Annotated in this window: 12 protein-coding genes; all 12 read right to left on the reverse strand. The window is 43.6% G+C overall.

Annotation, left to right across the window (positions count from 1 at the left end; translation table 11 throughout):
* Positions 1-107 precede the first annotated feature (107 nt).
* The 12 genes from ftsZ to NZD81_RS07480 all read right to left on the reverse strand — a co-directional run bounded on the left by ftsZ (position 108) and on the right by NZD81_RS07480 (position 12,756).
* Complete coding sequence (gene ftsZ / locus NZD81_RS07425; RefSeq protein ID WP_014663893.1) at positions 108-1,256, reverse strand: cell division protein FtsZ; 1,149 nt, start codon at positions 1,254-1,256, stop codon at positions 108-110.
* Positions 1,257-1,291: 35 nt separating this feature from the next.
* On the reverse strand, positions 1,292-2,614 hold the full coding sequence (ftsA, locus tag NZD81_RS07430) for a cell division protein FtsA (protein ID WP_003238682.1): 1,323 nt from the start codon (positions 2,612-2,614) through the stop codon (positions 1,292-1,294).
* A gap of 173 nt (positions 2,615-2,787) precedes the next feature.
* Complete coding sequence (locus NZD81_RS07435) at positions 2,788-3,153, reverse strand: small basic family protein (protein ID WP_003238683.1); 366 nt, start codon at positions 3,151-3,153, stop codon at positions 2,788-2,790.
* Positions 3,154-3,170: 17 nt separating this feature from the next.
* Positions 3,171-3,878: a DUF881 domain-containing protein gene (locus tag NZD81_RS07440; RefSeq protein ID WP_041521328.1), complete on the reverse strand. Its 708-nt coding sequence runs from the start codon at positions 3,876-3,878 to the stop codon at positions 3,171-3,173.
* 22 nt (positions 3,879-3,900) lie between these two features.
* A complete protein-coding gene (locus tag NZD81_RS07445) occupies positions 3,901-4,596 on the reverse strand; it encodes a DUF881 domain-containing protein (protein ID WP_014663891.1) in 696 nt (231 codons plus the stop codon).
* Positions 4,593-5,384: a cell division protein DivIB gene (gene divIB / locus NZD81_RS07450; RefSeq protein WP_014663890.1), complete on the reverse strand. Its 792-nt coding sequence runs from the start codon at positions 5,382-5,384 to the stop codon at positions 4,593-4,595. The genes NZD81_RS07445 and divIB overlap by 4 nt, the downstream gene beginning before the upstream one ends.
* Positions 5,385-5,513: 129 nt before the next feature.
* Complete coding sequence (gene murB / locus NZD81_RS07455) at positions 5,514-6,425, reverse strand: UDP-N-acetylmuramate dehydrogenase (RefSeq protein ID WP_014663889.1); 912 nt, start codon at positions 6,423-6,425, stop codon at positions 5,514-5,516.
* A 31-nt stretch (positions 6,426-6,456) separates the two neighbouring features.
* Positions 6,457-7,548 carry an undecaprenyldiphospho-muramoylpentapeptide beta-N-acetylglucosaminyltransferase gene (murG, locus tag NZD81_RS07460; protein WP_151257020.1) on the reverse strand — a complete coding sequence of 364 codons (1,092 nt, stop codon included), beginning with the start codon at positions 7,546-7,548 and terminating at the stop codon, positions 6,457-6,459.
* 120 nt (positions 7,549-7,668) lie between these two features.
* Positions 7,669-8,769 carry a stage V sporulation protein E gene (gene spoVE, locus NZD81_RS07465; RefSeq protein ID WP_014663887.1) on the reverse strand — a complete coding sequence of 367 codons (1,101 nt, stop codon included), beginning with the start codon at positions 8,767-8,769 and terminating at the stop codon, positions 7,669-7,671.
* Positions 8,770-8,829: 60 nt separating this feature from the next.
* Positions 8,830-10,185, reverse strand: a complete 1,356-nt coding sequence (gene murD / locus NZD81_RS07470; RefSeq protein WP_069149558.1) for a UDP-N-acetylmuramoyl-L-alanine--D-glutamate ligase — start codon at positions 10,183-10,185, stop codon at positions 8,830-8,832.
* Positions 10,186-11,160 carry a phospho-N-acetylmuramoyl-pentapeptide-transferase gene (gene mraY / locus NZD81_RS07475; protein ID WP_103748798.1) on the reverse strand — a complete coding sequence of 325 codons (975 nt, stop codon included), beginning with the start codon at positions 11,158-11,160 and terminating at the stop codon, positions 10,186-10,188.
* A 111-nt stretch (positions 11,161-11,271) separates the two neighbouring features.
* Positions 11,272-12,756, reverse strand: a complete 1,485-nt coding sequence (locus tag NZD81_RS07480) for a UDP-N-acetylmuramoyl-L-alanyl-D-glutamate--2,6-diaminopimelate ligase (protein WP_172640688.1) — start codon at positions 12,754-12,756, stop codon at positions 11,272-11,274.
* Between the last annotated feature and the right edge of the window lie 105 nt (positions 12,757-12,861).

Genomic DNA, 12,861 nt, shown 5'->3' on the forward strand with positions numbered 1-12,861 from the left:
TATTCCATTACTAAACGAAGGAGGTAATAGGGAAAAAGGCTATATAAGAAGAAAGTTTGATGAGGAAAACAAAAAGGACAAAATCGAAAACGATTTTGTCCTTTACATTAACCGCGTTTATTACGGTTTCTTAAGAATGTCGGGATGTCAAGCGTATCATCAGCCGGCTGTGAAGTATGACGGCTTACTGTGTTCTGCTGCTGAGGCTCCTCACGTTTGGGCTCACGCTTTGGAACACTTTGATTGTGTGTTTTAATGCTTTGATTTAAGCCTGGGCGCTGAGGCTTCGTCACGTCCTTTTCTTGTTCAATAAAGCCAGTTGCAATCACTGTCACCACAATCTCATCTTTTAGATTTTCATTAATAACAGAACCGAAAATCATGTTTACGTCTTGATCAGACGCCGAAGCGACAATGTCTGCTGCTTCCTGAACTTCATATAGGCTGAGGTTTGTTCCCCCAGTGATGTTCATGAGAACGCCTTGCGCACCGTCAATGGCCGCTTCAAGAAGCGGGCTGGAAATGGCTTTTTTCGCTGCCTCTGCCGCACGGTTTTCCCCGGTAGCAATACCGATACCCATCAAAGCAGATCCTTTGTTTGACATGATCGTTTTCACATCAGCAAAGTCAAGGTTGATAAGACCAGGTGTAGCAATCAAGTCAGAAATACCTTGGACCCCTTGGCGGAGTACGTTATCCGCTTCACGGAATGCTTCAAGCATCGGTGTGTTTTTATCAACAATTTCAAGGATACGGTCGTTCGGGATCACAATCAGTGTATCCACCGCTTCTTTCATTGCCGATATTCCGCCTGCAGCCTGAAGCTGTCTTTTGCGTCCTTCGAAGGTAAACGGTCTTGTTACAACTCCAACTGTTAATGCGCCTAAGTCTTTCGCGATTTGTGCGATAACCGGTGCGGCACCTGTTCCTGTTCCGCCGCCCATACCAGCTGTCACGAATACCATGTCAGCGCCTTTTAACGCTTCTTCAATCTGCTCTTTGCTTTCTTCAGCGGCTTTTTTTCCGACTTCCGGATTCGCACCTGCTCCCAATCCTCTAGTCAGCTTTGCGCCGATTTGCATTTTCACTTCTGCTTTTGACAGGTTAAGAGCTTGAGCGTCCGTATTTACCGCGATGTACTCTACTCCTTGCACTTCATTTTCAATCATTCGGTTAACGGCGTTGTTACCGCCGCCTCCTACTCCGATTACTTTAATTGATGCTAAGCCGTCTATGTTTGTTTCGAACTCCAACATGCTAAATCCTCCTAATCTGCCGAATGACTATCTATCTATTCCCAAAACATGCTTAATAGTTTTTTCATTTTGCTCTGTTTATTATGTTCGGCTTGTGTTTTTTGTTTTCCTTTTGGCCGCTGCTGCACCTCATTTTGATGATGATGCTGCTCTTGTTCCTCAGATGATGAGACTGCGATTTCCTGTATCGCTTCTTCAGGCATCTTAAAGCCTATTTTTCTGCCTTGGATTCTTGCATTCCGGCAGGCGAATTGGATCAGGCCCACTCCCGTCATGTATTGAGGATCTCTTACACCGATATAATTCGGGCTTGCCACCCTGACGTTATTTTGCAGCACATCCTGTGCCAAAGACATGACACCCGGCATTGCCGCTTGTCCTCCTGTCAGCACGAAGCCTCCCGGCAGATCGGTAATTCCCATACTGCGAAGCTCTTCTGAAACAATTTCAAGAATTTCTTCTACTCTCGCTTCAATGATATTCGCTGCTTCTTGCTGTGTAAATGTTTGTTTTTGATTGGTGCCTATAACGGTTACCTCAAATACTTCATCCTCCGAGGCTTCGTCATAGTAGGCATGTCCAAATTGTTTTTTCACGCGTTCTGCTTCTTCTGTTGACGTTCTCAATCCGATGGAGATATCTTTGGTGATATTTTCGCCTCCGAGAGGAATGACACGGGTAGAAGTGAGATGTCCATTCTGGAATACGGCAATGGTTGTTGACCCTCCCCCTATATCAATGAGAGCCACACCAAGGTTTTTCTCGTCCTTTGATAATGCAGCAGAACCGGCTGCCAGCGGCTGAAGACAAATATCAGTTATTTCAATACCAGCTCTTTCAACACAGCGGAGTAAATTATGTAAGATTGTTTTTGAACCGGTGATCAAGGTGCCCTCTACTTCTAAACGCACACCCAGCATTTTTTTCGGGTCGGTGATTTCATCTCTTCCATCTACGATAAACTGTTTAGGAATGACGTCGACAATCAGCTGTTCGTGCGGTACTGAAACAACCTGTGCCGCCTCCATGACACGGCGTACATCTTCAACCTGAATTTCTTTATTTTCACTGGAAACTGCTACAACGCCGTTTGTATCTTGAATATTGATATAATTTCCATTAACGCCGACAATAGCTTTTCTAAGCGGAAAACCTACCATTCTTTCAGCTTGGTCAAACGCTTTTCTTATAGAATGAACGGTCTCATCTATATCAACGATTGAGCCTTTTTTCAACCCTTCAGACGGTACATTTCCCACACCGATAATATTAAGGGAATCATCTGTCATTTCTCCGACGATCACTTTTGTATTGGACGTACCGATGTCAAGACTGACGTAAAGTTCATTGTTGTTCATTCTATGGCACCTCCTCACATTTCGATCATTTCTATTCTATTATTTGCGGAACAACAATACAATGAATGTGGCTTTACAAGTGTGTAACAAAAAATAACAACAGAATATTTTTATGTGCTATTCACATTTTATGTTTATTGAAAATATTCGTTATATCCTATGTATATCCTCTTTTATATCACATTTTTTTTATTTTTTTTAGAAAGAGTCCACTTTGTTAGTAGATTTCTTCTGATAACGGCTATATTCTGAAATAATCTGACTCCAAAAGCGAATATACCTGCTAAATACAAGTCTACACCAAGATGGACTCCCAGAAAAGCTAAACTTATTGCCAATATAATATTAAAAAAGAAACCGGAAACAAATACCATTTCATCATATGTACCTTGTAAATGCGCCCTGATTCCGCCGATTAATGTATCAAGTGCGGCAAGCACCGCAAGCGATAAATAGTTTGAGTATTCACTCGGTATCGTTAAGTTTGTCATCAGTCCAATCGCTATTCCGAGCACCAGTCCCAACACGGGCAGCCACATGACAATTCTCCTCCTTTTCAGTCTTTAAGCAGTTTCAGCTGTTGTACGTCCAATGGTCTGTCATATGCTTTTAATGTTAGTTTGCTTTCAGATTTACCGGCTTTTAATGCTAAATTTTCAGATGCAAAAAGATCCTCAAGGCCTGACCCCTTCACTCTGCTGTACAACATGTCCGGATCTTTGGCAAGCACTTTTACTGTTAAAGGATAATCGTCAAGAGCGTACCCGTCTATTTTTGTTGTGCCGTTGATATCTCTGATGACTGTATGATTCACAACTCTTCGCTCGTTAATTGAGATATGCTCTGCACCGAAGAAGTTGAGTTCATTCATCAGCTTTTTCAGCAAATCCGGAGGCGGATTTTCGATCGCCTCTCCTGTTAAGCTTTCAGAAAAAAGCGGGGAAATAGTGATGACAATTCCGCTACCTGTTATATCGGTCATGCCGGCTGTTTTTTTTAAGGTTTGCAAGGTATTATTGAGCGCGGTTTCTTTTGTCATTTCTTTCGTTTGCGAATAGCTATTCAGCAGTTTATCATATTTGTTTATTTCAGCCAGCAGCTTTTCCTGCTTCTTCTGCTCTGATGTCAGCTCTTCCCTAATGTCCCACATATCTCTTGTATCCCGGACTTGAGGGTGTTTTAATGAATTAAACTGAACAGAAATCATCAGGCCGAAGATGACCATAAGCACACTGATGCTTATGAAGGAACGCTTTATTTTCAATCTGTTTCACCCGCTTTTTCAGTCATTCCTTCGTTTTCAGAATCGGTTTCATTTGTACGTTTTTCTCTTTTTCTGCCGAAACAGAAATATGATCCAGTGACAGCTGATCGATCAGGCCTCCTGCGATATTTAACGAAGGCAGCAGGACATCCGGATCTCCAATAGCAGATATCGTAAACGGAGCGGGATGCTGCACCCCGTCTACCGTTACAACAGGACCATTGCACTTGATATAAGAATCATGCGTCAACCGCTGTCCATTTACGGCGACGGCAGCTGCTCCCGAGATATACAGTTCGTTTACCACTTGGAAGATATGGCTTTCGTGAACGATATAACTGTTCACATTCTCCCCTTCCGGTATGTATGACGCATCTTCCAATGTCACCTCAACGCCTTCTCCCTGCACACCGACTTCCCCAATATACATCCTGTATTTTTCTGTATCTTCGAGGACGTTATAGTATTCCGTCTTCTCTTTCTTCAGCTTATTTTCCGCCTGGCGAACTTTGTTTTGCTTTTGATATAATTCTTTTTCAAGCTTCCTATTTTCTTTCTCTTGTTTCAGAAGTTCATCTCTCAGTGCATATTCTTTTTTCCACTCTTCCGTCTCAGCCGCGCTTTTGTTGTTTTCTTTTGTCATTTGAAAAGAAAATGAAATCAAAAAGCCTGCAATAAGCATAATCAAGGAAAGAAGGACTGCTGATTTGCCCCTCAATTTTCATCTTCCTTTTTGGCAGCTTTATCGTTTTTTCCGAACTCTTCAAAATAGGTGGCAACTTCTAAATGAATAATTCCTTTTTTATTGCTGCTAAGCTGTGAAATGATAGAAGGATACGTCTTCATTCGGTCTGCAAAGGTTTTAATAGACGCGGTGACAACATAACCGTCGTTCATGTACAACTTAATACGGTTTTCATCCATTTTTACAGGCGTATAATAAATTTCTGAAATCGACTGTTTTAGCGAATTTGACAGCTCATCAAGCTGCTTGGCCATTTGAGAGCGTTTCTTCGCGTTTGTCCAATTCACCAAAATCGGCCCGGCATCATCCGGTGTTACTTCATTTGGCAGAACTGAGCCGTTTTCAAGCACTTCATAGTACACATCGTCTTTTTCTAAATAAGCAATGGCTTTATATTCTTCGATTGCAATGTTGATTTTATTAGGAAGCGATTTGCTGATCTCCGCTTTTTTCACTAATTTATTTTGCTGAATCTTCTTTTCTGTTTTTTGCTTGTCCAAACTCCAGAACTCAGTATCTCCGCTGTTAATATCGGAAAGGTCGATAATTTCCTTTTTAGATACATTTTCATTCCCAGTAACAGAGATTGTTGATACTTTACTGATTGGCGTTTGCAGGTACACAATGACCAGCACCATAATAAAAAAGAGCATAATAAATGAAATGAGACGGCGGTTTGCCTTCTGTTTCCTCTGCTCTTTAATTTTAGGGATACGCTCTTCAATGTTAACGATTTTTTCTCGGTCTTGACCCGGGTTCATTGCCTGTTCACCTCATTCAAATGAAACAGCTGTTAAAAGTCTGTCTATTCCAAAACAAACGGCATGCTATGATGCCGTTTGTCGTTTGCTTACAGTATATCATATGAACAGCTTCAGTCAGAACTTGAATCAGCGATTTCCGCCGATGATTTCAACCTCTGTGTGCATATCAATCTCGTATTTTTCACGGATTGTCTTTTTCACATGGTCAATAAGATCAAGTACATCTTTTGCTGATGCTCCCCCCGCATTGACGATAAAGTTTCCGTGCATCTCCGATATCTTTGCACCGCCGATTTGATATCCTTTCAAGCCTGCTTTTTCAACAAGGTTCCCGGCATGATTCGGAAGCGGATTTCTAAAGATGCTTCCCGCACATGGGCTTGAATACGGCTGTGTATTTTTTCTATAGTCTTTATTGCTTTGCATTTGCTGAACGATTGATTCCTTATCCTTCTGCTCCAGCTTCAAAACAGCTTCAAGGCAAACGCCCGGGCGTTTCTTTTGCAATACAGATGTCCTGTAGCTGAAATCCATCTGTTCATTTGTCAGCCACTCAATCGTACCGTCTTCAAATAAAATGTGCGCTTTGACGAGGATCTCGCTCATATCAGAACCGTGAGCGCCGGCATTCATATAAACCGCGCCGCCGACTGATCCTGGAATGCCGGCAGCAAATTCCAAACCGGACAGGCCTTTTTTGCTCAATGATGTAGCAAGGCGGACCACTGAATAACCGCCTCCGACGGTTACTTGTTCCCCTTCAAGCTCCAAGTGGTCAAGACCCGCACCCAGCTTAATCACTACGCCTCTTATTCCTTCGTCTAAAACAAGAAGATTTGATCCGCGTCCGATGACTGTCCACTTCACATCATATTTTTTAATCACGTCCATGATGTCTTTAACAGCATCTACACTGCTTGGAATGACCAATACATCCGCAGGTCCGCCGATTTTCATTGTTGTATGATTCGCGAGCGGTTCATTTGCAAGAACCTTGCCGACTTCGCGTTCTTTTAATTCCTGTATCACTTTCTCCATCGTAAACCTCCGCATTCCATTTGCTTTTCTATTATTTTTTCAATTCCTCGAGTACGCTGTATAGACGGGCAGCCGCGTCAGGAACACCGAGTGACTTTGTTCGTTCGCTCATTTCCTTTAACGTTTGCTCATTCAGTACAATCCGGTCTAGCGCTTCAATCAGCTTCTCCCCGCTGAGCTCTGTTTCTTTCAGTACAATCGCCGCATCATGCTGGCCGAGAGATCTCGCATTGACCTCCTGGTGGTTCGCTGTCACGTATGGACTCGGGATCAGAACACTTGGAATTCCAAGAGCAGTAATTTCGGCAATCGTAGTCGCACCGGCTCTGGCCACAATGACATCAATGGCCTTTAAATACTCCGGCATTTGATGAAGAAACGGCTTTGTGACCATATTATCAGCTGCACCCTTGCTTTTCAGCTCATTCATTACTTTTTCATAGTGAACTTCACCGGTGATATACAGCACTTGGTAGTCTCTTGTTTTCAACGCATCCTGCATCTCAATGACAGCGCGGTTAATCGGTGCTGCGCCCCTGCTTCCGCCAAAGATTAAAACGGTTTTTTTCTCTTCAGAAAGCCCAAATTCAGCCATTGATCGGCCCGTCTTTATTGAGACGACTTCAGAAGCTCTCGGGTTTCCCGTAAATACAACTTTCTCACTAGGGAAATGTGATTTTGCTTCTTCAAAACAAATCGCTACCTTATTAACATATTTTGAAAGAAACTTATTTGTGATGCCCGGCAGGCTGTTTTGCTCATGGACAATAGTCGGAATTCCCATTTTCGCAGCGGCATAAACCACCGGCCCGCATACATAACCGCCCGTTCCAATCACAGCATCGGGCTTAAATTCCGCTAAATACGATTTGCTCTTTTTGACGCCCTTTAGAAAACGCATCACAGTCTTGACGTTTTCAAATGACAGCTTTCTTTTAAATCCTGTAATTTCAATTGATCGAAACGGTATATTCTCCCGCTCAACAATTTTTTTCTCCAGCCCGTTTTCTGTTCCGATATATAAAAATTCTACATTAGGATGACGTCTTTGCACTTCTTTAATAAAAGCAAGCGCGGGATAAATATGTCCCCCTGTACCGCCTCCGCTTATTGCAATTCGCATATCTTTTCCCCCAGTCTAAGTTTCTCTATAACATAACGATAACCCTGTTTTGTTGGACAGGGTTATCGCATCAATTGTTTCCTAGCTTCCTGTTAGACAGGGCGCTTGGCAAAACATTCGTTAATACCTCGAGTAGCGGCTTACATTCAGCAGCACCCCGACTGCCATCAGCATCAGAGTCAATGAAGAGCCTCCGTAGCTCAGAAACGGGAGCGTGATGCCTGTTACCGGAATCAGGCCCGTGACTACGCCGATATTGATCATGACTTGAATGGCAATCATTGAAATAATACCGACTGCGACAAAGCTTCCGTACAGATCAGGCGCACCAAGCGCAATTCTGATTCCTCTCCAAAGCAGGACGCTGAAGAGGAGCAAAATAAGTGTTCCCCCGATAAAGCCCAGCTCCTCTGACAAGATGGCGAAAATAAAGTCTGTTTGCGGCTCAGGCAGATAAAAGAACTTCTGTCTGCTTTGTCCGAGTCCCATTCCGAACAATCCGCCAGGCCCCACTGCATAAAGCGATTGAATGATCTGAAATCCGCTTCCGAGCGGATCTTCCCATGGATTTAAGTATGAGGTAATCCGCTTAATCCGATATGGAGCCGATAGGACGAGCCCGACAAATCCGCTGAGGCCGATCAGCCCGAGAAAGACGAAATGGGCGATCCGCGCGCCGGCTACAAAAATCATGACAATACAAGTTCCGACCATTACTGTCCCCGTTCCGAGGTCAGGCTGGCACATAATAATCAAAAATGCTGAAAACACGATGCCAAGTGCAGGGATGAACCCCCGTCTGAACGATGTAATGTTTTTTTGTTTTTCAGAGAGAAATTTAGCAAGGAATGCAATCATCGCAAGCTTCATAAACTCTGAAGGCTGTATGCTGAATGCTCCGACTCCGATCCAGCTTCTTGAACCGTTCCGCACCATTCCGACGCCCGGTATCAAAACAAGCACCAGAAGGAAAAAACAGATAACCATCAGCAATTTGGACCATGTCCTCCAAGTCCAATAATCGACATTCATGATAAAAAACATAGCTATGACGCCGATTCCCGCAAACAAAAGCTGCCGTTTCGCGAAAAAGAATGAGTCGTCAAATTTATAATCCGCCCATACCGCACTCGCACTGTACACCATAATTAATCCGATTGTTAATAATAATAACGTAATGATGACCAATAACAAATCAGGCGATGTTTTTTTAGTAGTCAAAGCAATCGACACCCCAAGCTTAAAGTCATTAGGGCTGCCGATTTACTTCAAGACAAGCCCTTACTTAAGCATATGCACGGCATCTATAAACATGTCACCGCGTTCTTCAAATGTTTTGAATTGATCCCAGCTCGCACACGCGGGTGACAGCAGGATGACATCTCCTTCATTTGAGATCGCAAACGCCGCAGATACTGCTTGTTCAACATTATCGACACGTTTGACATGTTGTATTCCCAGCTCATTGCCGAGTTTCTCGAGTTTTGGCGCCGTCTGGCCAAAAGTAAGCACTGCTTTGACATGCTTCATATAAGGTTTCAAGTCATCAAAACCATTTCCGCGATCCAGTCCGCCCGCAAGCAGAATGACCGGCTTATCGAAAGCTGAAAGCGCCTTGCTTGTCGCTAAAATGTTTGTTGCTTTACTGTCGTTATAAAATTTGCGGCCATTCACTGTCGTCACATATTGGAGGCGGTGCTTCACGCCAGTAAAGCTTGTCAGCACTTTTTTAACCGCCTCATTGGACGCACCTGCCGTTTTCACAACTGCAATCGCTGCTAAAATGTTCTCCAGGTTATGAGCGCCGGGCAGGACAACCTCTTCCAGAGGAAGAATGGCTTCGCCGTTAAACATAATCATACTGTCTTTTACGTAAGCGCCCTGTTCAAGCGTTTTGCTGACTGAAAATGGGACTGTTTCGGCTTTTCCAGCTTCAGCAAGACGCACAACCGTGTCATCATCTTGGTTGACAATGGCTTTATCTGAGGCAGTCTGATGAAGATACACTTTCTGTTTCGCTTTTTCATAGTTTTCCCGTGTATGGTGATAATCCAAATGGGCGTCAAATACATTTAAAATCAGGCTGATTTCCGGTCTGAAAGCGTGTGTTCCCATCAGCTGGAACGAAGACAGTTCAGTAACGATCCATTCGTCCCCATCAGCATGATAGGCAACCTCACTTGCGACTGTGCCGATGTTTCCGGCAATCAGTGCTTTTTGCGAGTCAGCTTTGAGCATTTCGTAAATCAGCGTTGTCGTGGTTGTTTTACCGTTCGATCCGGTAATTCCGATAAACTTGGCGTTTGTCAGGTAGTAAGCGAGCTCAATTTCCGTCCAAACCGGAATGCCTCTTTTCTCCGCTTCCTGAACCATAATGTTTTCATAAGGAATTCCCGGGTTTTTGATCAGAATCGTGATTTGATGCTGATCGAACAGAGAAACTGGATGCTCTCCGCAAACCACTTCGATTCCTTTTTCAGAGAGCTTTTGTGCCGGTTCGTTTTCTTCAAAAGGCTTTTGGTCATTGACTGCAACATAACTGCCTTTTTCATGAAGAATGGAGGCCGCCGCATACCCGCTTTTCGCAAGCCCAAGGATTAAAAAATGCTGATTCTGTAAAAATTGATCATTTTCCACTTATAACCACACCTCGATGTAAATTCCTAAAACGGCAAGCAACAGTCCCGCAGCCCAAAACGTCACGACTACTCTCCATTCAGACCAGCCGACAAGCTCGTAATGGTGATGAAGCGGACTCATTTTGAAAATTCGTTTACCTGTCGTTTTAAAGCTGATGACCTGCAGAATAACAGATAATGTCTCAATAACGAATACACCGCCAATGATAACCAGCAGGATCTCTAATTTCGTTAAAATGGCAATGGTAACGATGGCTCCTCCCAATGCAAGCGATCCCGTATCTCCCATAAACACTTTGGCCGGATGAGCATTAAATACAAGGAAGCCCAGAACTGCGCCGACAACGGCCACTGAGAAAATCGCTACGTCATATTGAGACTGATTCCATGCCAGAATGGCAAAGGCGCCAAAGGCAATCGCCGCAGTACCGGATAATAAGCCGTCAAGGCCGTCAGTCAGGTTAACTGCATTTGATCCGCCGACAAGCATAAAGAGCACCAGAATAAAGTAAGCCCAGCCTAGATCAAATGAGAAGTCAGTTCCAGGAACGCGAATATCTGTCGCGAAATTGTAGTAATGGTACACAGCATAAAATACAACTGCGATAATAATTTGGCCGATCAGCTTTTGCTTTGATGTCAATCCAAGGTTGCGCTTCATGACAACCTTGATGTAATCATCTAAAAAGCCAAGCAATCCATAGCCGAGCGTAACAAACAGAAGCAGCACCATTTCGGGGCTTATTTCTGAAAACTTCTGTGTCATCACAATAGTTGTCACTATGATAGAAAGTATAATCATGACCCCGCCCATTGTCGGTGTCCCTGATTTTTTCTGATGTGATTTCGGTCCTTCTTCTCTAATACTCTGGCCGAATTTTAATCTTCTTAAAAACGGAATAAGAATCGGAGAGAGCAGAACACTAATTAAAAAACCCATTAAAATTGTAAACAGAATGACTTGCTCAAGCATTGTCCTTTTCTCCTCCTGTTTCTTTCAAACGACATACGTAGTTATCATATTCATGATTTTTTCCCATATGAAAAATCTTTTCAAGCTCCATTATTCAATAACATCTCTTTCCTATGAATTCGTCTTATTCTTATTGAGTTCAACAATGGCTCTCGCCGCTACTTCAGCATCATCAAAATCGAAGGTTTCATTTCCGATCTGCTGATAGGTTTCATGTCCTTTTCCTGCAATGAGGACAACGTCGCCTTTTTTGGCATTGGCAATCGCGAAAAAGATCGCCTGTTCGCGGTTTGCAATACTGTGATAGTATGCGTTCTCTACTCCGGCTTCCATATCTCTTAAAATCGCGCGAGGGTCTTCGCTTCTCGGGTTATCTGAAGTAAAAATTGGCTCGTCAGCCAGCTCCACAGCAATTTTAGCCATTTTCGGGCGTTTCGTCTTATCTCTGTCTCCACCGCAGCCGACAACGACAAATAGCTTTCCTTCTGTCATGTCTCTGCAGGTCTGCAGCACATTTTCAAGGCTGTCAGGTGTGTGCGCGTAGTCTACAATGACAGGAAACTCCTGCTGCTGATTGACCAATTCAAAACGTCCTCTTACACCACGCAATTCTTCAACAGCCTCAGTGATGATTTCAAATGGTATGCCTGCTGCAATACATGTCGCAACAGCAGCCAGCACGTTATACACATTAAATTGTCCGACGAGAGACATCGTGATGTGCTTCGTGCCTTTGTTTGTCACGAGATCAAAGCTTGTGCCCTGTGCAGTGATATTGATGTTCTTCGCCATCACGTCAGCATTGTTTTTAATTCCGTATGTAGAGATATGCGCTGCTGTTACCTTTTCAAAATAAGCGCTCGCCTCATCGTCAGCATTCAGTACGGCACGCTTTGGATGTTGATGGTTGAAAGCCCCGCCAAGTTGGGAAAAGAGCAGGCTTTTTGCATGCCGGTACTCATCCATCGTTTTATGATAGTCCAGATGGTCCTGTGTTAAATTCGTAAACACGGCAATATCATAATCACAGCCATGGACGCGTCCTAAAGACAAGGCGTGGGAAGAAACCTCCATGATAGCAGTGTCGACGTGCTTGTCATTCATTTTCTTAAACGTTTTCTGCAGCGTGACGCTTTCCGGAGTCGTGTTTTTCACTGGAAGTGTTTCGTCTCCGATTTTCATGTACATTGTACCGATCAAGCCTGTGCGTTTTCCCGCTTTTTTCAAGATCTCATCGACCATATGGGTCGTTGATGTTTTGCCGTTTGTCCCCGTTATCCCAATCAGCTGAAGCTTCTTCGTCGGCTGTCCGTAAAACGCATCAGACAAAACGCTGAGCGCGCGAAGTGACTGCCGGACAATAATAACAGGAACATCCACATCGACCTCTCGTTCTGCCACAATAGCCGCTGCGCCGTTTTCTACTGCTTTTTGCGCAAAATCGTGGCCATCCACCGTATACCCTTTTACACATACAAAAAGACTCCCTTTCTTTACTTCTCTGGAGTCCATCTCAATTGAAGTTATTTCAGGGTCTTGTGAGTCGTTTACAGAAGGTTCGGTTGTTAAGTATGTAAGCAGCTTTGTAAGTTTCATCGTATCAAACCTCTCAACATTCTAATTCGTTCTTTTTATCATTGAAGTCACATCAAAGGATGTGGTAATGATTTTAAGCATACAGTTCATATTTTAGCGTAAATA

The sequence above is a fragment of the Bacillus sp. B.PNR1 genome (genome assembly GCF_030386235.1).
Taxonomy (GTDB): domain Bacteria; phylum Bacillota; class Bacilli; order Bacillales; family Bacillaceae; genus Bacillus; species Bacillus stercoris.